We start from the raw sequence: 23,744 nt of genomic DNA, 5'->3' as shown, positions 1-23,744 counted from the left end.
TTGGATCCGATCGGCCTGAACGTCGGGGCGTGGTACCTCACGGAACTGCGCCCCGACGCCTGGCTGGCCGATGAGGCCTACACCTGGGCCGTCCGCGTGAACACCACCGGCGACTCGATCGGCGAGGTGACCCTCCTTCCCTCAGGGGAGGTCACCGTCGACGGCCCCGACAGCGAGGGCCTGCGCTCCGCCCGCGCGGCCGTGGAGCGGTTCGGCGCGTCGCTGTAGCCAAAATCCCCGTGCGCGGGCGCCCGACGGGCGATGATCGAGACATGGCGAGAAAGCCGGAGCCCCCGAAGGCCCCACCCAGCATCAGCGAGTCGGTCAACGATCTCGTCGACTCCGTGCGGTCCGCCGCCGGCAAGGCGATGGATAACACCGGCCGCACGGTGACCAGCGTCAGCAAGCTCAGCACCATCCCGCCCGACACCATCGAGCTGATCGCCGAGCTGCCGAAGGTGATGCTCGCGATGGCCGACATGATCGAGCGCGCGAACAACGTCATCGACCGAGTCGAGCGGCTGACCGCCGTCGCCGATCCTGCCCTCAACACGTTGGACGCCGTGCTCCCGCCGCTGGTCGAGGTGACCAACAAGCTCAGCGACGTGCAGCGCGGGGTCGAGCGGGGCGTCGGCAAGCTCCCCGGCGTCAATCAACTCAAGAAGGTCACCGGCCTCGGCGGCGACTGACCGAGAACGTGCGACAGCCGCTCCCGACCGCGAGTGACAAACGGAGCCGCCAAGGCCGGTACTGAACGACTCCTTGTGTCGACATAACGTCGATAATTTTCAACAGAGTGTCAATTCTGCTGCTATCGTCGAAACAATGAGCTCTCTGAACGACAGCGGTCTGCGTCTACCGCTCCGCCGCCGGACCTTCCTCACCGGATCATTGGCAGCCATGGGTGCCCTCCTCACCCCTGGTTGCACCTCGGCCCCGCGCGCCGGCGCCGAGCTTGCGGACCGCGCCGCCCTGTGGAGCTGGGTCGAGAAGATGACGGAGGGTGGCCCTCGCTTCACCGGCAGTCCCGCTCACCGTCGCTGGATCGATTACGTGCAGCGCGAACTCGAGTCGTTCGGGCTTTCCGTGGACCGATTCCCCACACCTCTGAGGTACTGGAATGCCACTTCCTGGGCACTCACAGCCACCGATTCTCAGGGCCGAACTCACGAGATCCCTGTCGCGTACTACTGGCCCTACTCCGGCAGCACTCCCATCGGTGGCATCGCGGGCACGCTCGCCGACGCTGCGGACAGTTCCGATCTCGCAGGCAAGGTCGCCCTGGTCGATCGGAAGCCCGCCGCGATCGCCGACGCAGTACTGCGGGTCGCCGTCGATACACGACCGGGGACGCTGGCCGCCGACCTCAAGAGCGAGGACGCGACCAGGCTGTGGACATCCGAATCTCTCACCCTCCGTAGCCTTCGCGAGCGCGGAGCGGTCGCGGCCATCGGAATCCTGCCGGCTGCCCCGGAAGCGGCGAAAGGTCAATTCTCACCGCATCAGCAACCGCACGACGGATTACCAGCGCTCCAGCTCGACCGCGAACAGGGCGCGCGGCTCCGGCAAATGCTCGCTCGCGGACCTGTCACGATGAACCTGACACTGATCGCCGAAACCGACGACGATGCTTCTATCGACTATCTTGCTGCAAAGCTTCCGGGCAACGGCAAGAAGTCCGGCGCGGTACTTCTCATGACACACACCGACGGACAGAACGCCATCGAAGAAAACGGGGCTGCGGCCGTGCTCGCGATCACGCAATACCTCGCAAGGCTGCCGCGCGATCAACGCGACCGTGATGTCCAGGTCGTCTTCTCACCAGCGCACATGACGGCCGACTCGAGCGCCGTCCATCCCGAAAAATGGCTCGAGCAGACCCCCGCGATCAAGAACCAGCTGATCGCTGCCGTTGTACCGGAACATCTCGGAGCGTTGCAATGGGACGCAGGCGGCGCCGACCGCCCCTGGAACGCTTCCGGAAAGCAGGAACTGCTCATCCTCGGCGTCGGGAACAGCGACAACCTCACCCAGCTGGTCACCACCGAGCTCGACAAGAGCGACCTCGATCGCACAGTCGTCGCCAAGCCGTACACCAACAACCTCTACGGCGAGGCGACCGGCCCCTACCGACTCGGGATCCCGACGGTCACCGCCATTGCCGGCCCGAACTACCTCGTTCAAGTCGACGAGAACCAACTCGACAAGTTGGACTCTGCACTAGCGCACCGCCAAACGCGTTATCTACTACGAGTTACCGAGAGACTGCTCACCGACACACCCTGACGAAGCTGAATTCATCAGTAACGTGTCAGTAGGCTCGACATGTGACGGAGACCGGGCAAGCGCGGAATCGACGGCGCCCAACGAAGGGAGACCAGCGCGAGGCCGCGATCCTCGCCACAGGGCGTCGACTTCTCGACGAGAAGCCTCTGTCCGCGATCACTATCGATGAGTTGGCGAGGGGCGCAGGCTTGTCCCGATCGGCGTTCTATCTCTACTTCGACTCGAAGGACACGGTCGTCTACACCCTGATCACCAACAGCCTGAATGATCTCGGTGCGATCCTGGACGAGTTCGCCGACATCAAGCCGCCGCGGACAGCCATCCGTCACGCCGTCGCGAAGTACCTAACACGGTGGGTCAATGATGGACCACTATTACGAGCCATGGTTCCCTCCGAGGGGTACTACGACCGCCTCGACGGTCCCTGGCGTGCGATGCGGGACCGCATCAGCGGAACTCTCGGCGCCCTCATCGACGCCGAACGGTCGGCTGGACGCGCCCCCGCGGGTCCAGCTGGAGGGGACATCGCCGCCGCCCTAATGGCGATGATGTGGCGGGCCGGATGGGAACTGTCGCTCGCCGATCCGGTCCCTGCAGATCTGGAACGCACGGCCGACACACTGACTGCCGTGTTCGTCCGCACCATCTGGTGCGCACCGCAGTAACCAATTCTCGTCTCGTCCTGGACGCGAACCGAACACCACCTACTCCGCGCGCCCCACATGGTGGGCGCGTTCGCCCTGCGGGCCGTAGATGCCGAGGTACTCGACGGGCTCGCCGTCGGCGCTGCCGAACCAGTGCGGCAACCGGGTGTCGAACTCGATCACCTCACCGGGCTTGACCACCATGTCCTTCTCCCCCAACAACAGCCGCAGGTTGCCGTCGAGCACGTACAGCCAGTGGTAGCCGGGGTGCGACACCTGCGTACGCGTCTGCGCCCCGGGCCGGGGCCGGATGACCTCCTTGAAGGTGCGCAGCCCGCCGGCGCGCCGGGTGAGCGGCACGATAACGTGGTCGCCGTGCCGCACCGGCTTGAGCCGCACACGCGGATCGCCGGTCTCGGGCGCGTCGACGAGCTCGTCGAGCGGCAGACCGTATGTGCGCGCGAGCGGCAGCAGCAGTTCCAGCGTGGGCTTGCGGGTGCCGCCCTCGAGCCGCGACAGCGTGCTCACCGAGATGCCCGTGGCCTCCGCGACGGCGGTCAGGGTGATGTCGCGCTCCTGCCGGATCGCGCGCAACCGCGGCCCGACCTGTTCGAGAACCGGATCGTCTGCCATGTGACCGATTGTGCCGAATCCACCTCCCCCCGCCTAGCGGACCGCGGTCCGCCCCGCTACGGTGGACATCACGCCCGAGCGGGCGAGCACACTGTCGAAAGGACTCCTATGAAGATCGGCATCATCCTCGGCTCCATCCGCGACGGCCGCAAGGCCGAGCAGGTCGGCGAGTGGGTCGCGGCGGCGGCCGCGGCGCGCGACGGCGTTGAGGCCACCGTGCTGGACCTCAAGGAGTTCGACGTCCCGCTGCTGACCTCCGCCACCGTGCCGGGCGCCGCGAACCGCCAGTACGACAGCGCTGCGGTCACCGCGTGGGGCCAGGCCGTCGACGCGCAGGACGGCTTCGTCTTCGTCACCCCGGAGTACAACCACTCCATCCCCGGCGCCTTCAAGAACGCCTTCGACTCGATCGGCCCTGAGTGGGCCGGCAAGACCGTGGGCTTCGTCGCCTACGGCGCCGACGGCGGCGTCCGCGCGGTGGAGCACTGGCGCCAGATCACCGCCAACTTCTCCATGGTCGACGCCCGCGCACAGGTCAGCCTGGGCCTGTTCACCGACTTCGACGGTGCCGGCGCCTTCTCCCCGATCGACCGCCGCCCGGCCGAGCTGGCCGCCCTGCTCGACGAACTGACCGCCGCCACCGAGCGCCACCTGGTCGCCGCCCGCTGACCCCGCGTGCCGGGTCCCGATCCCACAGTGGTCCGGCACGGACGGCCCAGGTCGATTACGCTCACCATCGTCACACGACGAGCGGGAGCCCAGATGCGCTACGACCTCATCATCCGCGACGGCCTCTGGTTCGACGGGACGGGCGCCGAGCCCCGGCGCGCGCACCTCGGCATCGCTGACGGCCGCGTCGTCACCACGTCGACCGAGCCGCTCCACGAGGCCGGGTGCCCCGAGGTGATCGACGCGAGCGGCAAGTGGGTGTTGCCCGGCTTCGTCGACATCCACACGCACTACGACGCCGAGGTCCTGCTCAACCCCGGGCTCGACGAATCCGTCCGGCACGGCGTCACGACCGCGATCCTGGGCTGCTGTTCGATGTCCACCGTCTACGCCCGCCCCGAGGACGCCGCCGATCTGTTCAGCCGCGTCGAGGCGGTGCCCCGCAAGCACGTCATCGCCGCGCTGGAGGACTTCCAGGACTGGACCGAGCCCGAGGGCTACGTCAAGCGCCTCGACTCCCTGCCGCTCGGCCCGAACGTCGCGTCCTTCCTCGGCCATTCGGATCTGCGTACCGCCGTGATGGGCCTGCGCCGTGCCACCGACACCTGGTCGCTCCCCTCCCGCGCGGAACTGCGCCGCATGGCGGAGATGCTCGACCGCGCGCTCGACGCCGGCATGGTGGGCATGTCCGGCATGGACGCCCCCATCGACAAGCTCGACGGTGACCGCTTCCGCTCCCGCGCGCTGCCCTCCACCTACGCGTGGTGGCACGAGCGCTGGCACCTCATCAATGTCCTGCGCAGGCGCGGCCGGATCCTGCAGAGCGCCCCGAACATCAACAACCCGCTCACGGTGGTGATGTTCTTCCTCGCCTCGAGCAGCCGGCTGTTCGCGCACGGCCGGAAGGTCCCGGTGAGCCTGCTGGTGGCTGCGGATTCGAAGTCCGCCCGCGGCGCACATCGCCTCTTCGGCTCCGCCGCCGCGATCGGCAATCGGGTCTTCGGCTCCCGGATTGCCTTCCAGCACTTGCCGTTGCCCTTCACTCTGTACTCCGACGGCATCGACCTCCCGGTCTTCGAGGAGTTCGGCGCGGGGACCGCCGCGCTGCACATCCGGGATCAGCTCGAGCGCAACGAGCTCATGGCCGACGCGGAGTACCGCCGCCGGTTCCGGCGCGAGTTCGCCCTCAAGAAGCACAAGCCGGGACTGTGGCACAAGGACTTCCACGACGCGGTCATCGTCGACTGCCCGGACACCTCGCTCGTCGGTCGCAGTTTCGGCGCGATCGCCGACGAGCGGGGTATCGCGCCGCTCGATGCCTTCCTGGACGTCCTTGTCGAGAACGGGGAGAAGAACGTCCGGTGGACCACGACGGTCGGCAACGACCGTCCCGCGGTACTCGACGAGATGGCCAAGGACCCGAACCTGCACCTGGGTTTCTCGGACGCCGGAGCGCACCTGCGGAACATGGCGTTCTACAACTTCCCGCTGCGCTTCCTCAAGCGGATGCGCGATGCCGAGGAGGCGGGTCGTACGGTGCTGCCACTGGGCCGGGCCGTGCACCGCCTCACCGGCGAGCTGGGGACCTGGTTCGGGCTCGATGCGGGCTTCCTGCGCGAGGGCGACCGCGCCGACTTCGTGATCGTCGATCCGGAGCGGTTGGACGAGACCGTCGACGCGTACTACGAGGCCGAAGCGCCCTTCTTCGACGGTCTCTCACGCATGGTCAACCGCAACGACGCGACCGTCGTAGCCACGGGCATCGGCGGCCGGGTCGTCTTCCGGCTCGGGGAGTTCGTCACCGGTTACGGCCGCGATCAGCAGACGGGCCATTACCTCCGCGCCGGCGCGCACTAGATCGCGGCAGCACCCGCCGGTCGGGTTCGCCCCGAGGATTTCCCCGCACGACTCGGCATGCTCGGAAGGGGCCCGACGACGCTCAGGGCCAGGTGATCACTCCGCGCTGGAAGGTCTGGGAGAAGCTGCTGCCGGTGCGGATCTCGGGACCGGTCGGGTAGCCGTACTTGCCGGATTCGCGCTTGTCGGCGCTCCACTTGACCAGGATCTCGCCCCACACGGGCCACGCGCCGGACGCGGGCGACCAATAGATCACACCGCCCTGGAAGGCGTTCATCGCGCCCGTGACGGCGTTGAACGGGCCGCGGGACTGCAGCTCGTCGGTCGTCGGGTAGCCCAGCGGGCCATTCTCCCAGCGGTTCTCGCCCCACTTGGCGCGGATCGCACCGCCGATCTGGTGGGCGTTGCCTCCGTCGGCGCCGGGGTGCCAGTAGAACGAGGCCTGATTCTTGAAGGTCTGGAACTTGCCGCCGCGGCCGGCGTTCGTCTCGGCGATGAGCGGCACTCCCCACGTCGCCGGCCCGCCGGTGGCGAAGTAGGAGACCTCGATCTGGCCCTTGACGAGGAAGTTGCCGACCTGCTGGTCGGCCCTGGCTACCGCAGCGAGGGTGCCGCTGATGCCCACGGCGACGGCCGCCGCAGCGACGGCACCCCGGACCCAGGCGCGACGGTGGCTGTTCGACGAGACGTGCGTGGTCATTCCTGCTCCTTAGGTCCGTACCTCTCGAACATCATGAATCACATGAGCCTCACAAACAACAACAATCACTGGTGTGTCGCCGGACGTGTGCCCGTCGACCCACCCGTCGTCCGTACTGCCAGGCAACCAACGCGTCGGGGTTCCACGGGCCGGCGGACCGAACGTTCCGGTCGCGGCCACATGTCGGAGGGCTGCGCCATGATGTACCCATGCCGGACGCCCTCCGGGCGTTCACGCCCGCCACCGCCGAATGGTTCGCCGAATCCTTCGCCGCCCCCACCGCGGCGCAGGCCGGCGCCTGGCGCTCGATCGCACAGGGAAACAACACACTGGTCGTGGCCCCCACGGGCTCCGGCAAGACCCTCTCGGCGTTCCTCTGGGCCCTCGACCGGCTCGCGGATCGCCCCGCCCCGTCGGAGTCCGCCGGTACCCGCGGAACCTCCGTCCTCTACGTCTCCCCGCTCAAGGCCCTCGCGGTCGACGTGGAGCGCAACCTGCGCGCGCCGCTCGCCGGGATCGCCCGGGTCCGGGAGCGCCGCGGTGAGCCGGCGCCCGCGGTCACCGTCGGCGTGCGCTCGGGCGACACGCCCGCGCAGCAGCGGCGGCAGCTCGTGCGCAGGCCGCCCGACATCCTCATCACCACGCCCGAATCGCTGTTCCTGATGCTCACCTCCCAGGCGCGCGAGACCCTTGCGCAGGTGGGTACGGTCATCGTCGACGAGGTGCATGCCGTCGCCGGAACCAAGCGCGGCACGCACCTCGCGCTCTCGCTCGAGCGCCTCGACGAGCTGCTCGATGTCCCTGCCCAGCGGATCGGCCTGTCCGCCACCGTCGAGCCGGCGCAGGAGGTGGCGGCCTTCCTCGGCGGGCCACGGCCCGCGACGGTCGTGCGCCCGCCCTCGCAGAAGGAGTTCGAGCTCACCGTCACCGTGCCCGTCCCGGACATGACGGAACTCGACGTGGTCTCGGACGATCCGGACGAGCCGGTGCAGCAGGGTTCGCTGTGGCCACACGTGGAATCGTCCATCGTGGAGCTCATCGAGCGGCACCGCTCCACGATCGTCTTCGCCAACTCCCGTCGGCTCGCGGAGCGGCTCACCGCCCGGATCAACGAGCTGGCCGCAGGCGTGCACGCCGGCCCACCGAACCCGGCAGTCGCGGGCGGCTCCCCCGCGCAGGTGCTCGGTAGCGGCCAGACGCACGGCGCGGAGGCGGTGCTCGCGCGCGCGCATCACGGCTCGGTGAGCAAGGAGCAGCGCGCGATCATCGAGGACGACCTGAAGTCCGGCCGGCTCCGCTGCGTCGTCGCCACCTCCAGCCTGGAACTCGGGATCGACATGGGCGCGGTCGATCTGGTGATCCAAGTGGAGGCGCCGCCGTCGGTGGCCGCGGGCCTGCAACGCGTGGGCCGGGCCGGGCACCAGGTGGGCGAGCCGAGCCGCGGCGTCTTCTTTCCGAAGCACCGCACGGACCTGCTGCACAGCACCGTCACCGTGCAGCGGATGCGCGAGGGCGCGATCGAGAAGCTGGTCGTGCCGCGCAACCCGCTCGACGTGCTGGCGCAGCAGACCATCGCCGCCGCGGCCATGGATCAACTGGATGTGCACGATTGGCTGGCCCTGGTGCGACGAGCGCATCCGTATGCCGCGCTGCCGGATTCGGCGTACGAGGCGGTGCTCGACCTGATCTCTGGCCGGTACCCGGCCGAGGATTTCGGCGAGCTGCGCCCGCGGGTGGTCTGGGACCGGGACGCCGGCACGCTCACCGGCCGCCCCGGGGCCGGGCGGCTCGCCGTGACTTCCGGCGGCGCGATCCCCGACCGCGGACTGTTCGGCGTCTTCATGGTGGGCGAGAAGGCCTCCCGCGTAGGCGAACTCGACGAGGAGATGGTGTACGAGTCGCGCGTCGGCGATGTCTTCGCGCTCGGCGCCACCAGCTGGAGGATCGAGGAGATCACGCACGACCGGGTGCTGGTCTCCCCCGCCTTCGGCCAGCCCGGCCGGCTGCCCTTCTGGATCGGCGACACCGTCGGCCGCCCCGCCGAACTGGGTCGCGCCATCGGCCGGTTCACCCGCGAGTTCACCGCGCTCAGTGGTCCCGAGCAGCGCGCTCGGGCCCAGGACGTGGGCCTCGGCGAGTGGGCCACCGACAATCTCGTCGCGCTACTCGACGAACAGCAGCGAGCCACGGGCGCGCTCCCCACCGATCGCACGCTGGTGGTGGAGCGGTTCCGGGACGAGCTGGGCGACTGGCGCGTGGCGCTGCACTCATCGCTCGGGATGAAGGTGCACGCCCCATGGGCGCTGGCCATCGGCGCGCGCCTGAACGCCACCCTGGGGCTCTCCGGCGCGGTCACCGCGACGGACGACGGCATCCTCGTCCGCCTGCCCGATACCGACGACACGCCGCCCGGCGCGGAACTCTTCCGCTTCGAGCCGGACGAGATCGACGCCCTGGTCACCGAGGCCGTGGGCTCCAGCGCCCTGTTCGCCTCGCGGTTCCGCGAGTGCGCCGCCCGGGCACTGTTGCTGCCCCGCCGCGACCCCGGCAAGCGGGCGCCGCTCTGGCAGCAGCGCCAGCGCGCGAGCCAGCTGCTCGAGGTGGCGCGCGGCTACCCCCAGTTCCCCATCGTCCTCGAGGCCGTCCGCGAGTGCCTGCAGGACGTCTACGACGTGCCGGAGCTGATAGCGGTGCACCGCTCGCTCGAGTCCCGCACCGTCCGGCTGGCGGAGGTGGAGACGGTCGCGCCGTCTCCCTTCGCGGCCTCGCTGCTGTTCAGCTACGTCGGCGCCTTCATGTACGAGGGCGATGCGCCGCTGGCCGAGCGCCGCGCTGCCGTGCTCAGTCTGGACCCGGCCGTGCTCTCCCAACTGCTCGGCCGGGTCGAGCTGACCGAGCTCCTCGACGCCGAGATCCTCGCCGAGATCGCGGCGCAACTGCAGCGCACAGCGCCCGGCTACCGGGCGCGCACGGTCGAGCAGGTCGCGGACCTGATCCGCGAGCTGGGGCCGCTGTCCCGCGCCGAGATCGGCGAGCGCGCCGAGGGCGCGCCCTCCTCGGTCGACGAGTTGCTCGGCGCGGGAAGGGTCTTCGAATACGGTGACGGCTGGATCGCCGCCGTCGAGGACGCGGCGCGGCTGCGTGACGGTCTCGGCGTCCCCCTGCAGCCGGGCATCGCGTCCGCGTTCACGGATGCCGTACCGGACCCCGTCGGAGACCTGGTCGCGCGGTACGCCCGCCGGCACGGCCCGTTCACCGCCGCCGAGGTCGCCGCGCGCTACGGCCTGGGCGTGGCTGTGGTGCAGCGTCCGCTGACGGAGCTGGTCGCGGCGCGACGGGTGATCGAGGGTCGCTTCGTACCGGACGGCGAGGCCGCGGGCGTCGACGGGGTCCCGCAGTTCTGCGATGCCGAGGTGCTGCGGCGCATCCGGCAGCGCAGCCTCGCCCGGCTCCGCCAGGACGTGGAGCCGGTGCCCGAGCGCGCCTACGCCGAGTTCCTCGCGGGCTGGCACCATCTCAAAGCCCCGCTGCGCGGGATCGACGGCGTCGCCGCCGTGATCGACCAGCTGGCCGGGGTCCCGATCCCCGCCTCCGCGTGGGAGTCGGTCGTACTGCCGCAACGCGTCACCGACTACTCGCCCGCCATGCTCGACGAGCTGACCGGTACGGGCGAGGTGGTGTGGACAGGGCACGGCGCGATCGGCGCGCAGGACGGCTGGATCGCTCTCCACCCAGCTGATCTCGCGCCGCTCACCTTGCCGCCGCCGGGCGCACTCGACGCCACCCCGGCGCACGAAACGATCGAGGACGCGATCCGCGGCGGCGGCGCGTACTTCTACCGCCAGCTCACCGGCGCCACCCCGGAGGCGCTGTGGGACCTGGTGTGGGCGGGTCGGCTCACGGGCGACACCTTCGCCCCGGTGCGAGCCAGACTCGCGGGTGGCCGACGCGCCACCGCCCACCGCGCTCAGCGGCGCGCTCCCCGAGCGCGGTTCCGCGTCGCGGTGGACCAGTCGCCACCCATGGTCGCCGGCCGCTGGTCGCTGCCTCCCGCACCGGCGGAGGCGAGCGCCACGGAACAGTCCGCCGCCCTGGCGGAGCAGTTACTGGAACGGTACGGCGTGGTGACACGCGGCGCAGTGATGGCCGAGCACGTCGAGGGCGGCTTCGCCCGGATCTACCGCACCCTGGCCGCTTTCGAGGAATCCGGCAAGGCGCGCCGCGGCTACTTCATCGAGCGCCTGGGCGCGGCGCAGTTCGCGCGGGGCGGCACCGTCGACGCACTGCGCGACGCGGCGTCCGCGCTGGAGCGGGCCCAGGAGCGGGGGGAGTCGTCCGCGCTGGTCCTGGCCGCCACCGACCCCGCCAACCCGTACGGGGCCGCGCTCCCCTGGCCGGAGACGCCCGACGGTGCGCGGCCCGGCCGCAAGGCGGGCGCCCTCGTCGTGCTGGTCGATGGTGCGCTCGCGCTGTTCGTCGAGCGCGGCGGCCGCACCCTGCTGACCTTCACCGACGCGCCGGAGGCGGCGCTCACCGCGCTCGCGGAGGCGGCGCCGCGGCTCGGCGGCCTCACCGTCGAGAAGGTCGACGGCGCCCCGGCCCTCACCTCGCCTCTCGCGGGAGCGCTCGCGGCGGCCGGCTTCGCGCGCACCCCGAAGGGGCTGCGCGTGCGCTGACCCGCGGGAGTCACTGCAGGAGAAGGCCGATCCGCGCGGCAGCGCCAGCGACCTGCGGCCCGAGCTCGTCGACGCGATGTCCCGTGGCACAAGCGTCTGCGCGCGATCCGGTTCGTGGACGCGCTGCCCCGCAACGCGATGGGCAAGGTGCAGAGGGCCGCCCTGATCCGAGGCGCGAGACGCAGCGGCGGCGGCCGATGCGCGATCGGAGAGGATGGACCGATGAGCAGTCCGCAGCAGCCCGTCGACCGGTACGCCCAGTTCCTCGGGATCGAGGTGACGGGGCACGGCGGAGGCCACGCCGTGTCGACGGTGACCGTCACCGAGGACCACCTCAATCCGCACGAGACCACGCATGGCGCCTTCGTCTTCGCCCTCGTGGGCACGGCCGTCGCCGCGGCGGCGAACGACGACGAGCACACCGGCGTCGCCAGCGCGATCCACATCGACTACCTGCGCCCCACCCGCCTCGGCGACACCCTGCGCGCCGAGGCGAACGTCGGCGAGCGACTCCCCAAGGAGGACATCTTCATCATCCGAGTCACCGACCCCGCCGACCAGGTGATCGCGCGCGCCACCGCCCGGTTCACCCGGCGCGTTCGAACCCGGTAGCGACCTCGCCGTTCCGCCTCCCCGGCCGCCCCGGAGGCGGAGTATGGGCAGGTATGACGAACAACGTGTACCGAGTCATCGAAGTCGTCGGCACCTCCACCGAGGGGTACGACGCGGCAGTGGCGAACGCGGTCGGCCCCGCCTCGCAGACGATGCGGAACCTGGAGTGGTTCGAGGTGGTGTCCACCCGTGGACACATCGAGAACGGCGCCGTCGCGCACACCCAGGTGACGCTGAAGATCGGCTTCCGGATGGACGACACCGACTGACCCGTCCGGACCGGGTTCAGCGCGCCAGCTTCTCCGCCTGTCGCACCAGCCCGTCGACGTTGCCGTCGAAGCCGCGTCGCAGGTGCGCGCCGAGGAGGGCGCCGACGACGGGCGAGAGCGGACCGTCGAGCTGGAAGTGCGAGGTGTAGCGCGACCGGCCGTCGCCGAGGTCGACGATGTCCTGTTCGCGGATGCTGCGCAGCAGCCCGGCGGGCGCGGGCTTCATGGCGTATGCGAAGCCTCGGCCCTCGTCGACGGAGACGACGAACTCCTTCTGCGTCATCACCTTCGGGGGCCGGAGCGCCACCCGCATGACGATGGCGCCTCCGGGCCGGAGGTCGCAGGTCGCCTCGACGGCGAACGGGTTCCATTCCGAGTAGGCGTCGAAGTCGGTGAGCGCCTGCCAGACGAGGGCGGGCGGGGCCGCGATCTCGCGGCTGTGATCGATGGCGAAGGGCATGCCACCAACCTAGAACATGTTCCACTGATTGGGAGCCGCGTCACACGGTAATGAGGTGGCGGAATATCTTCGACGAAGTTACAGTTGCACCCTGCACGTTATTGCTTAGAGCTTTGAAGGAAGGTCCCGATGTCCGAGATCACGGCGGAAGCCGAACCACAGGCCTCGGCCCCCATGACGCACCGGGAGATCCTCGAGGTCATGGCGGGCCTGCTCGCCGCACTGTTCACGGCGCTGTTGAGCACCACCGTCGTCTCCACGGCGCTACCGCGGATCATCTCCGATCTGGGCGCCTCCACGACGGCGTTCTCCTGGGTCATCACCACCGCACTCCTGGCGAACGCCGCCTCCACGCCGATCTGGGGCAAGCTGGCCGATCTGTTCAACAAGAAGACTCTCGTCCAGTCGGCGATCGTCATCTTCGTGGCCGGATCGGTCCTCGCCGGCGCCACCCCGAACATCGAGGTGCTCCTGGTCGCCCGCGTGATCCAGGGCATCGGCATGGGCGGCCTCACGGCGCTCGTCGTCGCCATCATGGGCAGCATCATCCCGCCGCGTGAGCGCGGCCGGTACTCCGGCTACATGGGTGCCGTCATGGCGGTCTCGATGGCCGGTGGCCCCATCCTGGGCGGCGTCATCACCGATCACATCGGCTGGCGCTGGTGCTTCTACATCAGCATCCCGGTGGCGGTGGCCGCACTGGCCCTCATTCAGCGCACCCTGCACCTGCCCACGACCCGCAACAACCAGGCGTCCATCGACTGGTTGGGTGCCACCCTGCTCACCGCCGGCGTCTCCGTACTGCTCATCTGGGTCTCGTTCGCAGGCAAGAACTACGACTGGCTGTCGACGTCGACCGCGGTGTACCTGGTGAGCGGCCTCGCTCTCCTCGTGGCCACCGTGTACGTCGAATCGCGGGCCAAGGAGCCGGTCATCCCACTGAAGATCATCACCGAGAAGACCACGGGCCTCGCGATCATCGCCTCGATCGCCGTGGGCGTGGGCATGTTCGGCGCGATGTCCTTCCTGGGTCTGTACTTCCAGAACTCGCGCGGCTACAGCCCGACGATGGCCGGTGTGCTCACCATCCCGATGGTGCTCGGCATGCTGATCTCGTCCGTCGCCTCCGGCCAGCTGATCACCCGCACCGGCCAGTGGAAGCGGTACGTCGTGGGCGGCGCCGTCATCCTGGTCATCGGCTTCGCACTGCTCAGCACCATCGATCACCTCACTCCCATCTGGCAGGTGCAGGCGTACATCGCGGTCATGGGCTTCGGCATCGGCGCACTGATGCAGAACCTCGTGCTCGCCGTGCAGAACACCGTGAGCGTGCAGAACATCGGCGCCGCGTCCAGTTCGGTCGCCTTCTTCCGCACCTTCGGCGGTGCGATCGGCGTCTCCGCGCTCGGCGCGGTCCTCACCGCCCGCGTCACGGACCTGGTCAAGGAGGGCGTGGTCGCGAACCACGTCCGCGACCCGCACAGCCCGCTCATCCGGGAGATCACCAACGCTGCGTTCGGCGACGCGACCGGGCGCATCTTCCTGGTCTCGACGGCGTGCGCGATCGTCACGTTGATCGCGGTGGCACTGCTGCCCAACAAGCCACTGCGCACCACGATCGACCTGGAGTCCGGTGCCGATGCCACGCCGGCCGGCGATGCCGACTCGGACGCCCCGACCAGCACGGACGCCGTCACCAGCGCCGCGACGGCGGCCGACGACAGGCCTCGGGCAGGGCTCTCCAAGACCAACTGAGGTGTAACTGAAGGTGCGCAAGGGGCGAGTGAGACGGCATAATCGCAGACATGATGCGTAAGTCCGCCTCCCTCGCCCTTCCGCTGCTCGCGGGCGCCGCGGTCCTCACGGCCGGCTGCGCCGCGTCCGCCGGCGCCGATCCCGCCGCCTCGGCATCGGCCGCGCCGTCCGCCGCCCCGGCCCCGTCGAAGCCCGCGCTCGTGGGCTCGCAATGGCGCCTGAAGTCCGATCCGACGGCCTGGTTCTGGGTGCGGGGCTCCAACATCTCCGGCAACGACTCCTGCAACACGCTGACCGGCACGGCCACATCCCTGGCTACCGTCGATCGGGTGGACTTCGGCGCCGGCCTCGCGGCCACGCAGCGCTACTGCCCGGACCCCAAGGGCACGCAGACGGCGATCAGCGAGGCTCTCAAGGGTGAGCGGATCTGGTCGCGCAACGGCACCGAGTTGGTGCTCACCGACCCCGACAACAACCGGGCGTGGACCTTTGTCCTCACCCCCGCGGGTGCGTCATCGAGCGCAGCGGCGGCGCCGTCGACCTCCGCCCCGTCAAACCCCGCCGCGGCCGTGTCGACCGCCGCGACCCCGGCACCGTCGGCCCCGGTCACTGCTCGCTGATCAGCGCTTGAGGGCGCGCGCCTGGGCGGAAGGCACCGGCACCGGCTCGAGGATCTCGCCCCGCGCCTCGGGCGCGGCGGCCCGCAGGGCGTCGGCGGTCTCATCGTCGGGCATGTTCTGCGATTCGAGCTCGGCGGCCACGCGCGCGCCGTAGTTCTCGAGTTCGCGCTCGACGTCCACAGCCGACCAGCCCAGGACGGGCCCGATGAGCTCGGCGACCTCGGCTGCCGCCTCGAGCCCGCGGTCGGGGTACTCGATCGAGATGCGGGTGCGTCGGGCCAGCACGTCCTCGAGGTGCAGCGCACCTTCGGCCTTCGCCGCGTACAGCGCCTCCACCCGCAGGTACTGCGGAGCGCCGGCCAGAGGCTCCAACAGGCCTCGGTCACTCTCGGCGAGTGCGAGCACGTCGCCGATGAGCGAGCCGTACCGGTTCAGCAGGTGCGTGACGCGGTGCGGGTGCACGTCGTGCTCGCGCGCGATCGACGTGGTCTGGTTGGTGAGCGCGTAGTAGCCGTCGGCGCCGAGCAGCGGCACCTTCTCCGTGCAAGAAGCGGGGATCTTGTGCGGCAGGTAGGCCTCCGCGGCGTCGACCGCGTCGGATCCCATGACCCGGTAGGTGGTGTACTTGCCGCCCGCGATGGTCACGAGGCCGGGCGCGATGGCCGCGACAGCGTGCTCGCGCGACAGCTTCGACGTCTCGTCCGACTCCCCGGCCAGCAGCGGGCGCAGGCCGGCGTAGACGCCGGTGATGTCCTCGCGCGTCAGCTCGGTGATGAGGACCTTGTTGACGTGGTCGAGGATGTAGTCGATGTCCGTCGCCGTGGCCGCGGGGTGCGCCAGGTCGAGGTTCCAGTCGGTGTCGGTGGTGCCGATGATCCAGTGGATGCCCCACGGGATCACGAACAGGACGCTCTTCTCGGTCCGCAGGATCAGGGCCACGTCGCTGACGATGCGGTCGCGCGGCACCAGGATGTGCACGCCTTTGCTCGCGCGGACGCGAAAGCGGCCCTTCTGGTGCGAGAGAGCCTGCAGCTCGTCGGTCCACACGCCGGTGGCGTTGATGACGACGGTCGAGCGGACCTCGGTGGTGGCGCCGGTCTCGCTGTCGCGGACCACCACGCCGGAGACCCGGTCGGCCTCGCGGAGGAAGTCGACGACCTGCGTCGACGTGCGGACGACCGCGCCGTAGTGCGCGGCGGTCCGGGCGACGGTCATGGTGTGCCGGGCGTCATCGACGACGGTGTCGTAGTAGCGGATGCCGCCGACCAGCGCGCCGCGCTTGAGGCCGGGCGCGAGCCGCAGGGCACCGGCGCGGGTGAGATGCTTCTGCGCGGGCACCGACTTGGCGCCGCCCATGGTGTCGTAGAGGAACATGCCGGCGGCCATGTAGGGCCGCTCGATGACGCGCTTGGTGAGCGGCGCCAGGAAGGGCAGCGGCTTGACCAGGTGCGGCGCCAGCGTCGAGAGCGAGAGCTCGCGCTCGTGCAGGGCCTCGCGGACCAGGCCGAACTCCAGCTGCTCCAGGTACCGGAGCCCGCCGTGGAACATCTTCGAACTGCGCGAACTGGTGCCGGACGCGAAGTCACGTGCCTCCACGAGCGCCACCTTGAGACCGCGCGTGGCCGCGTCGAGGGCCGAGCCCACGCCGACGATGCCGCCGCCGATCACGACGACGTCGAATTCCTCGGAACCGAGCCGGTCCCAGGCCTGTGACCGGTACTCCGGCGACAGCAGCGGCGCGGCGGTCGCGACACCCGCGGACGCCGCTCCGGAAGTGCCCGGAGTCGTGGCGGTTTCAGGGTTGGCAGCGTTCATCAGTGATCACCATGTCAGTATTCGGTCGTGGCTCTTTCCTCGCGCGACCCGCAGTTCGTCGCCGCAATCGATCAGGGCACCAGCTCGACGCGGTGCATCATCTTCGATCGGCACGGGACCATCGTGGCCTCCGAACAACGGGAACACGACCAGATCTTCCCACGCGGCGGCTGGGTCGAGCACGACGCCACGCAGATATGGGTGAACACGCGCCTGGTGTGCGCGGAGGCCCTCGCGGCCTCCGACCTCACCGCCACCGACATCGCGGCCGTCGGCATCACCAACCAGCGCGAGACCGTCGTGGTCTGGGACCGTGCCACCGGCGAGCCGATCCACAACGCCATCGTCTGGCAGGACACTCGTACGGACGAGCTGTGCGAGGAGCTGGCCTCGGTCGGCCTCGACGAGCCCGACCGCGACCGGTTCAAGGCCTCGTGCGGCCTGCCGCTGTCGACGTACTTCTCGGGGCCGAAGATCGCTTGGATCCTCGACCACGTCGACGGTGCGCGCGAGCGCGCCGAGCGCGGCGAGCTGTGCGCCGGGACCATCGACTCGTGGCTGGTGTGGAACCTGACCACCGACGACGACTTCGACACCGGGACGGATCGCAGCGACACCGCCCGCCCGCTCCACGTCACCGACATCACCAACGCCTCGCGGACCATGCTGATGAACCTGGCGGACGGCGCCTGGGACCCGGCGACCTGCGCGGCGATGGGGATCCCCATGGCAATGCTGCCCGAGATCCGTTCCAGCGCCGAGGTCTACGGCACCGTCCGCGAGCGCGGCGTCTTCGGTGGTGTGCCCATCGCCGGGATCCTGGGCGACCAGCAGGCCGCGATGTTCGGCCAGGCAGCCCTCGACGAGGGGTCCGCCAAGAACACGTACGGCACCGGCAACTTCCTGCTCCTCAACACGGGCGAGCGACCGATCTTCAGCGAGCACGGCCTCCTGACGACGGTCTGCTACAAGCTCGGCGACGAGGCCACCGTGTACGCCCTGGAAGGCTCGGTCGCGGTGAGCGGCTCACTCGTACAGTGGCTGCGCGACAACCTCGGCATCATCTCCGCGGCGCCCGAGATCGAGGAGCTCGCCAACGGCGTCCCCGACAACGGCGGGGTGTACGTGGTACCCGCCTTCTCGGGCCTGTTCGCGCCGCGCTGGCGACCGGACGCCCGTGGGGTGATCGTGGGCCTGACGCGGTTCTCCGACAAGCGGCACATCGCGCGGGCCGCCTTGGAGGCGACCGCGTATCAGTCGCGCGAGGTGATCGAGGCGATGAACGGCGATAGTGGCATCCCGCTCACTGAGCTCCGCGTCGACGGCGGCATGGTCGTCAACGACACCCTGATGCAGTTCCAAGCCGATGTGCTGAACGTTCCGGTGATCCGGCCGCGGATCATCGAGACCACCGCGCTCGGCGCCGCCTACGCGGCGGGCTATGCGACCGGCGTGTGGACGCTCGACGAGATCCGCACCAACTGGGCGGAGGACGCGCGCTGGTTGCCGACGATGCCGGCCGATGAGCGCGAGCACCTGTTCAGCGAGTGGAACCGGGCGGTGGAGCGCACACTGAACTGGGCCTGACCTGCGGCTGTCCATATATTGAGATAACTATCTCGACAACTGGGAGTGATTGTTGAGAGAGTGCTCGCATGTCCGAGGAAACCGGTTCCCAGTCCGTCCGGGCCGTGCGCGGCTCGGCGATCCGCGATCTGCTCGCCGTGACCGAGCGTCCCGGGGTCATCTCGCTCGCCGGCGGCCTCCCAGCGGCGGACCTGCTCCCCACGGAGCGGGTGGCGCGCGCGGCGTCGGCCGCGCTGCGCTCGCCGTCGGCGCTGCAGTACGGGCTCACCACCGGCGCCCCCGCGCTGCGGGACGTGGTGCACGCCCGCGAATCGGCCGCGCTCGGACGCGACGCGGGCGCGGTGGTCGTCACGCACGGCTCCCAACAGGCGCTCTCACTCCTGGCCCAGGCACTGCTCAACCCCGGCGACGTGGTGATCGTCGAGGACCCCGGGTACATCGGCGCCCTGCAGGCCTTCGACACCACTCGCGCGCGCGTCATCGGCCTGCCGATGGACGCCGACGGGATGCGCGTCGACGAGCTCCGCCCGATCCTCGAGCGCGAACGAGTCCGCGTCGTGCACACCGTCTCGAACTTTCATAACCCCGGCGGCGCCACGCTCCCCGAGGACCGACGGCGCGAACTCGCCCGCCTGGCCGACGAATTCGGCTTCTGGATCATCGAAGACGATCCGTACGGCGAACTGCGCTTCGCGGGAACGACGGTGCCGCCCGTCGCCGCATGCTCGGACCGGGTTCTGCGTCTGTCGAGTGCCTCGAAGATCGTTGCGCCATCGCTGCGCGTGGGTTGGATGCACGGCGACGCTTCCGTTCTCGCCCTCGTGGAGCGGCTCAAGCAGGGCGCCGACCTATGCGGCTCGAGCCTCACCCAGGCGATCGCGGCGGAGCTGCTCGCGGACGCCGCGTGGCTCGACGCGCACATCGACGGAATCCGCGCACTCTACGCCGAGCGAGCGCTGGCCTTGCACGCCGCGCTCGTCGATGCCTTCGGCGACCGGCTGCGCCTGACCACGCCCGAGGGCGGAATGTTCCTCTGGGGCGAGTTCACCGACGGCACAACGACATCCCAGAGCCTCAGTGCGGCCGTGGACGCCGGCGTCGCCTACGTCCCCGGCTCCGCCTTCGCGGTGCGGCGCGACCTCGATCACGCCCTGCGCCTGTGCTTCACGACCGGAACGCCGGACGACCTGCGCGAGGCCGTCCGGCGACTGTCGACGGTGCTGTGATCAGCCCGGCCCGTCAGGCGCTGTAGCGGGGGAAGGTGGTGTCGCCCGCGTAGCGTGCGGCGTCGCCCAGCTCCTCCTCGATGCGCAGCAACTGGTTGTACTTGGCGACACGCTCGGAGCGGGCCGGGGCACCGGTCTTGATCTGACCCGAACCCACCGCCACCGCCAGATCAGCGATCGTGGTGTCCTCCGTCTCACCCGAACGGTGGCTCATCATCGACTTGTAACCGTTGTTGTGCGCCAACGCCACCGCATCCAACGTCTCCGTCAGCGTGCCGATCTGGTTAACCTTCACCAACAGAGCATTCGCCGCACCGCGGGCGATGCCGTCCTCGAGCCGCTCCGGGTTGGTGACAAACAGATCATCACCGACGAGCTGAATCCTGTCGCCGATCGCATCCGTCAGATCGACCCAACCCTCCCAATCGTCCTCCGACAGCGGATCCTCAATCGACACCAACGGGAACTCACCGATCAGCGTCGCGTAGAACTCACCCATCTCGGCGGCGCTGAGCACCTTCCCCTCGAACCTGTACCCCTCCGGCGTGTAGAACTCCGTCGCCGCCACATCCAACGCGAGCGCCACATCCGAACCCAACTTCAGCCCGGTCTTACCGATCGCCTCCGAGATCAACTCCAACGCCTCCCGCGTACCCGCGACCGACGGCGCGAAACCACCCTCATCACCCAGGCCCGTGTTCAGCCCCCGGCTCTTGAGCACCGACTTCAACGAGTGATACACCTCGGTGCCCCAACGCAACGACTCCTTAAAAGTCTCCGCCCCGATCGGCGCCACCATGAACTCCTGCACATCCACACCACTATCGGCATGCGCGCCACCATTGAGGATGTTCATCATCGGCACCGGCAGAATATGCGCATTCGGCCCACCCAAATAACGGAACAACGGCAACGCGGCCGACTCCGCCGCGGCCTTCGACGCCGCCAGCGACACACCCAACAGGGCGTTCGCACCCAGGCGGCTCTTGTCCGGGGTGCCGTCCAGATCCAGCAGGGTCTGGTCGATGATGCGCTGCTCGTCCGCCGGGATACCGATCACCTCCGGCGCGATGACATCCAGCACGCCCTCAACGGCCTTCGTCACACCCTTACCGCCGTACCGCTCGCCACCATCGCGCAACTCCACGGCCTCATGCTCACCGGTCGACGCACCCGACGGCACCGCCGCACGAGCGAAGCTGCCATCGGCCAGGACGACCTCGACCTCCACCGTGGGGTTACCACGGGAGTCGAGGATCTCGCGGGCACCTACCTGGACGATCTCGCCGGCGGTCATCACAGCGACTTCCCTACGAGGCCGGTGAGATCCACGAGGCGGTTGCTGTAGCCCCACTCGTTGTCGTACCAGGAGACGACCTTGGCCTGGTTGTCGATCACCTTGGTGAGGCCGGCGTCGAAGAGCGAGCTGTGCGGATCGGTGACGATGTCGGAGGAGACGATCGGGGCGTCGTAGTACTTGAGGATGCCCTTGAGCTTCCCCTCGGCCGCGGCTTTGAGGGCCGCGTTGATCTCCTCGGCGGTGGCGCGCTTGCCCAGCTCGACGGTGAGGTCGGTGACCGAGCCGGTGGGGATCGGCACGCGCAGCGCGTAGCCGTCGAGTTTGCCCTTGAGTTCGGGCAGGACAAGGCCGATGGCCTTGGCCGCGCCGGTGGAGGTGGGCACGATGTTGATCGCGGCGGCGCGGGCGCGGCGGGGGTCCTTGTGGGGGCCGTCCTGCAGGTTCTGGTCCTGGGTGTAGGCGTGGACTGTGGTCATGAGGCCGCTGACGATGCCGAACTCGTCGTTGACGACCTTCGCGAGCGGGCCGAGGCAGTTGGTGGTGCATGAGGCGTTGGAGATGATGTTCTGGCTGCCGTCGTACTTGTCGTCGTTGACGCCCATGACGATGGTGATGTCCTCGCCCGAGGCGGGAGCGGAGATGACGACCTTCTTGGCGCCGGAGTCGAGGTGGCCCTGGGCCTTGTCGCGGGCGGTGAAGATGCCCGTCGACTCGACGACGACGTCGACGCCGAGGTCGCCCCAGGGCAGTGCCGACGGTCCCTCGCGGACCTCGAGGGCCTTGATGACCTGATCGCCCACGCGGATGGAGTCGCCGTCGGCGACGACGTCCGCGTCCAGGCGGCCGAGGATGGAGTCGAACTTGAGCAGGTGCGCCAGCATGGCGTTGTCGGTCAGGTCGTTGACCGCGACGATCTCGATGTCGGTGGCGCCGCCGAGCGCCTTCTGGGCGGCGACGGCCCGGAAGAAGTTGCGGCCGATCCGGCCGAATCCGTTGATGCCTACGCGAATCGTCATGGTTGTTCCTTTCAGATGTGTCCGTTTCGCGGTGTCTCCGCGGCGTCGGACGGGATAAGTCTGGTATGCAGCCTGTTTCGGCTATGTGGTGCTGATGGACTTGCCTGCGGAATGCAGGTCGTTACACGCCTCGACGACACGCTCGGCCATCGACGTCTCCGCCTTCTTCAAATAGGACCGCGGGTCGTAAACCTTCTTGTTACCGACCTCACCGTCGATCTTGAGCACCCCGTCGTAATTCGACAGCATGTGCCCCGCCACCGGACGGGTGAACGCGTACTGGGTATCGGTGTCGACGTTCATCTTCACCACCCCGTAGGACAGCGAGTCCTCGATCTCCGACTTCAGCGAGCCGGAGCCGCCGTGGAAAACGAAGTCGAAGGGCTTGCTGCCCGCGGGCAGGCCCAGCTTCGCCGACGCCACCGCCTGACCATCACGCAGCACCTCCGGACGCAGCTTCACGTTCCCCGGCTTATACACACCGTGGACGTTGCCGAACGTCGCCGCCAGCAGATACCCCTCCGCACCCAGCGCATCGACAGTCCTCGCGAAATCCTCATCCGAGGTGAACAGCTTGTCGTTGATCTCGTTCTCGACGCCGTCCTCCTCACCACCGACCACACCGATCTCGATCTCCAAGATGATCTTCGCCGCCTTCGCCTTCGCGAGCAGCTCCTGCGCGATCTGCAGGTTCTCCTCCAACGGCACCGCCGACCCGTCCCACATATGCGACTGGAACAACGGGTTGCGCCCGGCATCGACGCGCTCCTGCGAGATCGCCAGCAACGGCCGCACATACGTGTCGAGCTTGTCCTTCGGGCAATGATCGGTATGCAGGGCGACCGTCACCTCATACTGCGCCGCCACCACATGCGCGAACTCCGCCAACGCGACCGCACCGACCACCATGTCCTTGACACCCAAACCGGAACCGAACTCCGCCCCGCCGGTCGAGAACTGGATGATCCCGTCACTGCCCGCATCGGCGAAACCCTTGATCGCCGCATTGATCGACTCACTCGACGTGCAATTGATCGCCGGATAGGCGTAACCGCCCTCACGGGCGCGGTCCAACATCTCCCGGTAGGCCTCGGGGGTGGCGATAGGCATGGTCGTGTCCTTCTGTAGCTGAATGGAATTCGTGGGAGTGGTGGAGAGTAGGGCGCTCAGTGGTCGTCTTCGCCGATGCGGTGCACCTGGATCAGGTTGGTCGAGCCGATGGTCCCGGGAGGCGCACCAGCGACGATAACGACCTGATCACCCTTCGAATACCGGCCGATCCCCTCCAACGAGTGATCGACCTGCTTGATCATCGCGTCAGTGCTATCCGCACCGTCGACCAAGAACGTCTCCGTCCCCCACGACAACGCGAGCTGGCTGCGCACCTCCGGCAACGGCGTGAACGCCAACAACGGCAGGCGGGTATGCAGCCGAGCCAGGCGCCGCACAGTGTCACCGGACTGCGTGAACGCCACCAACGCCTTCGCGTTGAGCCGCTCCCCGATATCACGCGCCGCATAGGAGATGATGCCGCGCTTCGTCCGAGGCACATGATTGAGCGGCGGCACCGACGGTCCACCATCCTCCACAGCCTGCACGATCTTCGCCATCGTCCGCAC

At 69.0% G+C, this 23,744-nt stretch carries 21 protein-coding genes; 13 read left to right on the top strand and 8 right to left on the bottom strand.

Features of this window, described 5'->3' with window-relative positions:
- From HNP44_RS16510 to HNP44_RS16495, 4 genes are all read left to right on the top strand, one after another.
- Positions 1 to 228, top strand: a complete 228-nt coding sequence (locus HNP44_RS16510) for a hypothetical protein (protein WP_259142284.1) — start codon at positions 1 to 3, stop codon at positions 226 to 228.
- Between the two features lie 44 nt (positions 229 to 272).
- On the top strand, positions 273 to 689 hold the full coding sequence (locus HNP44_RS16505) for a hypothetical protein (protein ID WP_259142283.1): 417 nt from the start codon (positions 273 to 275) through the stop codon (positions 687 to 689).
- Between the two features lie 136 nt (positions 690 to 825).
- Positions 826 to 2,286, top strand: a complete 1,461-nt coding sequence (locus tag HNP44_RS16500) for a hypothetical protein (RefSeq protein WP_259142282.1) — start codon at positions 826 to 828, stop codon at positions 2,284 to 2,286.
- Between the two features lie 41 nt (positions 2,287 to 2,327).
- The gene (locus tag HNP44_RS16495) at positions 2,328 to 2,951 is read left to right on the top strand and encodes a TetR/AcrR family transcriptional regulator (RefSeq protein WP_259256914.1); all 624 of its coding nucleotides are present in this window, start codon (positions 2,328 to 2,330) and stop codon (positions 2,949 to 2,951) included.
- Between the two features lie 39 nt (positions 2,952 to 2,990).
- Here HNP44_RS16495 and HNP44_RS16490 read toward each other — a convergent pair whose 3' ends face one another.
- Positions 2,991 to 3,563, bottom strand: a complete 573-nt coding sequence (locus tag HNP44_RS16490; protein WP_259142279.1) for a helix-turn-helix domain-containing protein — start codon at positions 3,561 to 3,563, stop codon at positions 2,991 to 2,993.
- A gap of 108 nt (positions 3,564 to 3,671) precedes the next feature.
- Here HNP44_RS16490 and HNP44_RS16485 point away from each other — a divergent pair, with 108 nt between their 5' ends.
- Together HNP44_RS16485 and HNP44_RS16480 are read left to right on the top strand one after the other, a co-directional pair.
- The gene (locus HNP44_RS16485; protein ID WP_259142278.1) at positions 3,672 to 4,232 is read left to right on the top strand and encodes an NADPH-dependent FMN reductase; all 561 of its coding nucleotides are present in this window, start codon (positions 3,672 to 3,674) and stop codon (positions 4,230 to 4,232) included.
- A gap of 93 nt (positions 4,233 to 4,325) precedes the next feature.
- Positions 4,326 to 6,089, top strand: coding sequence for an N-acyl-D-amino-acid deacylase family protein (locus HNP44_RS16480; protein WP_259142277.1), 1,764 nt, complete (start codon positions 4,326 to 4,328; stop codon positions 6,087 to 6,089).
- A gap of 82 nt (positions 6,090 to 6,171) precedes the next feature.
- Here the strand turns inward: HNP44_RS16480 and HNP44_RS16475 are convergent, their stop codons facing one another.
- The gene (locus tag HNP44_RS16475; RefSeq protein ID WP_259142276.1) at positions 6,172 to 6,789 is read right to left on the bottom strand and encodes an LGFP repeat-containing protein; all 618 of its coding nucleotides are present in this window, start codon (positions 6,787 to 6,789) and stop codon (positions 6,172 to 6,174) included.
- A gap of 209 nt (positions 6,790 to 6,998) precedes the next feature.
- Here HNP44_RS16475 and HNP44_RS16470 point away from each other — a divergent pair, with 209 nt between their 5' ends.
- The 3 genes from HNP44_RS16470 to HNP44_RS16460 all read left to right on the top strand — a co-directional run bounded on the left by HNP44_RS16470 (position 6,999) and on the right by HNP44_RS16460 (position 12,346).
- Entirely contained in the window at positions 6,999 to 11,465 is a 4,467-nt protein-coding gene (locus HNP44_RS16470; protein ID WP_259142275.1) for an ATP-dependent helicase, read from the top strand.
- A gap of 222 nt (positions 11,466 to 11,687) precedes the next feature.
- The gene (locus HNP44_RS16465) at positions 11,688 to 12,077 is read left to right on the top strand and encodes a PaaI family thioesterase (protein ID WP_259142274.1); all 390 of its coding nucleotides are present in this window, start codon (positions 11,688 to 11,690) and stop codon (positions 12,075 to 12,077) included.
- A 53-nt stretch (positions 12,078 to 12,130) separates the two neighbouring features.
- Entirely contained in the window at positions 12,131 to 12,346 is a 216-nt protein-coding gene (locus HNP44_RS16460) for a dodecin (RefSeq protein ID WP_259142272.1), read from the top strand.
- A gap of 16 nt (positions 12,347 to 12,362) precedes the next feature.
- On the opposite strand, the gene HNP44_RS16455 is transcribed toward HNP44_RS16460, so the two are convergent.
- On the bottom strand, positions 12,363 to 12,806 hold the full coding sequence (locus HNP44_RS16455; protein ID WP_259142270.1) for an SRPBCC domain-containing protein: 444 nt from the start codon (positions 12,804 to 12,806) through the stop codon (positions 12,363 to 12,365).
- Positions 12,807 to 12,935: 129 nt separating this feature from the next.
- Here HNP44_RS16455 and HNP44_RS16450 point away from each other — a divergent pair, with 129 nt between their 5' ends.
- A complete protein-coding gene (locus HNP44_RS16450) occupies positions 12,936 to 14,561 on the top strand; it encodes an MDR family MFS transporter (RefSeq protein ID WP_259142269.1) in 1,626 nt (541 codons plus the stop codon).
- Between the two features lie 50 nt (positions 14,562 to 14,611).
- Positions 14,612 to 15,181 carry an META domain-containing protein gene (locus HNP44_RS16445; protein ID WP_259142268.1) on the top strand — a complete coding sequence of 190 codons (570 nt, stop codon included), beginning with the start codon at positions 14,612 to 14,614 and terminating at the stop codon, positions 15,179 to 15,181.
- Here the strand turns inward: HNP44_RS16445 and HNP44_RS16440 are convergent, their stop codons facing one another.
- A complete protein-coding gene (locus HNP44_RS16440; protein WP_259142267.1) occupies positions 15,182 to 16,996 on the bottom strand; it encodes a glycerol-3-phosphate dehydrogenase/oxidase in 1,815 nt (604 codons plus the stop codon).
- Between the two features lie 27 nt (positions 16,997 to 17,023).
- On the opposite strand from HNP44_RS16440, the gene glpK reads away from it, so the two are divergent.
- Both glpK and HNP44_RS16430 read left to right on the top strand, forming a co-directional pair.
- Entirely contained in the window at positions 17,024 to 18,583 is a 1,560-nt protein-coding gene (gene glpK, locus HNP44_RS16435; RefSeq protein WP_259142266.1) for a glycerol kinase GlpK, read from the top strand.
- A gap of 68 nt (positions 18,584 to 18,651) precedes the next feature.
- The gene (locus HNP44_RS16430; RefSeq protein ID WP_259142265.1) at positions 18,652 to 19,809 is read left to right on the top strand and encodes an aminotransferase-like domain-containing protein; all 1,158 of its coding nucleotides are present in this window, start codon (positions 18,652 to 18,654) and stop codon (positions 19,807 to 19,809) included.
- A 13-nt stretch (positions 19,810 to 19,822) separates the two neighbouring features.
- Here the strand turns inward: HNP44_RS16430 and eno are convergent, their stop codons facing one another.
- The 4 genes from eno to HNP44_RS16410 all read right to left on the bottom strand — a co-directional run.
- Positions 19,823 to 21,106: a phosphopyruvate hydratase gene (gene eno, locus HNP44_RS16425; RefSeq protein ID WP_259142264.1), complete on the bottom strand. Its 1,284-nt coding sequence runs from the start codon at positions 21,104 to 21,106 to the stop codon at positions 19,823 to 19,825.
- Positions 21,106 to 22,125 carry a type I glyceraldehyde-3-phosphate dehydrogenase gene (gene gap, locus HNP44_RS16420; RefSeq protein WP_259142263.1) on the bottom strand — a complete coding sequence of 340 codons (1,020 nt, stop codon included), beginning with the start codon at positions 22,123 to 22,125 and terminating at the stop codon, positions 21,106 to 21,108. The genes eno and gap overlap by 1 nt, the downstream gene beginning before the upstream one ends.
- Before the next feature lie 81 nt (positions 22,126 to 22,206).
- Complete coding sequence (gene fbaA, locus HNP44_RS16415; protein ID WP_259142261.1) at positions 22,207 to 23,235, bottom strand: class II fructose-bisphosphate aldolase; 1,029 nt, start codon at positions 23,233 to 23,235, stop codon at positions 22,207 to 22,209.
- Positions 23,236 to 23,291: 56 nt separating this feature from the next.
- Positions 23,292 to 23,744: pyruvate kinase alpha/beta domain-containing protein (locus HNP44_RS16410; protein WP_310437694.1), on the bottom strand; the 453-nt coding region annotated here is incomplete at its 5' end.

This window comes from Tsukamurella ocularis (genome assembly GCF_024807615.1).
Lineage (GTDB): Bacteria > Actinomycetota > Actinomycetes > Mycobacteriales > Mycobacteriaceae > Tsukamurella > Tsukamurella ocularis.
The sequence above is the reverse complement of the archived record's forward strand: the minus strand, read 5'-3'. Positions and strand labels throughout refer to the sequence as shown.

Bases quoted from the DNA above. Each gene is read 5' to 3' on its own strand.
- HNP44_RS16465 (WP_259142274.1), top strand. From the start codon at position 11,688: ATGAGCAGTCCGCAGCAGCCCGTCGACCGGTACGCCCAGTTCCTCGGG.
- HNP44_RS16500 (WP_259142282.1), top strand. From the start codon at position 826: ATGAGCTCTCTGAACGACAGCGGTCTGCGTCTACCGCTCCGCCGCCGG.
- HNP44_RS16470 (WP_259142275.1), top strand. From the start codon at position 6,999: ATGCCGGACGCCCTCCGGGCGTTCACGCCCGCCACCGCCGAATGGTTC.
- eno (WP_259142264.1), bottom strand. From the start codon at position 21,106: ATGACCGCCGGCGAGATCGTCCAGGTAGGTGCCCGCGAGATCCTCGAC.
- HNP44_RS16440 (WP_259142267.1), bottom strand. From the start codon at position 16,996: ATGAACGCTGCCAACCCTGAAACCGCCACGACTCCGGGCACTTCCGGA.
- HNP44_RS16450 (WP_259142269.1), top strand. From the start codon at position 12,936: ATGTCCGAGATCACGGCGGAAGCCGAACCACAGGCCTCGGCCCCCATG.
- HNP44_RS16455 (WP_259142270.1), bottom strand. From the start codon at position 12,806: ATGCCCTTCGCCATCGATCACAGCCGCGAGATCGCGGCCCCGCCCGCC.
- HNP44_RS16445 (WP_259142268.1), top strand. From the start codon at position 14,612: ATGATGCGTAAGTCCGCCTCCCTCGCCCTTCCGCTGCTCGCGGGCGCC.
- fbaA (WP_259142261.1), bottom strand. From the start codon at position 23,235: ATGCCTATCGCCACCCCCGAGGCCTACCGGGAGATGTTGGACCGCGCC.
- HNP44_RS16480 (WP_259142277.1), top strand. From the start codon at position 4,326: ATGCGCTACGACCTCATCATCCGCGACGGCCTCTGGTTCGACGGGACG.
- HNP44_RS16505 (WP_259142283.1), top strand. From the start codon at position 273: ATGGCGAGAAAGCCGGAGCCCCCGAAGGCCCCACCCAGCATCAGCGAG.
- HNP44_RS16430 (WP_259142265.1), top strand. From the start codon at position 18,652: ATGTCCGAGGAAACCGGTTCCCAGTCCGTCCGGGCCGTGCGCGGCTCG.
- HNP44_RS16490 (WP_259142279.1), bottom strand. From the start codon at position 3,563: ATGGCAGACGATCCGGTTCTCGAACAGGTCGGGCCGCGGTTGCGCGCG.
- HNP44_RS16460 (WP_259142272.1), top strand. From the start codon at position 12,131: ATGACGAACAACGTGTACCGAGTCATCGAAGTCGTCGGCACCTCCACC.
- HNP44_RS16485 (WP_259142278.1), top strand. From the start codon at position 3,672: ATGAAGATCGGCATCATCCTCGGCTCCATCCGCGACGGCCGCAAGGCC.
- HNP44_RS16475 (WP_259142276.1), bottom strand. From the start codon at position 6,789: ATGACCACGCACGTCTCGTCGAACAGCCACCGTCGCGCCTGGGTCCGG.
- gap (WP_259142263.1), bottom strand. From the start codon at position 22,125: ATGACGATTCGCGTAGGCATCAACGGATTCGGCCGGATCGGCCGCAAC.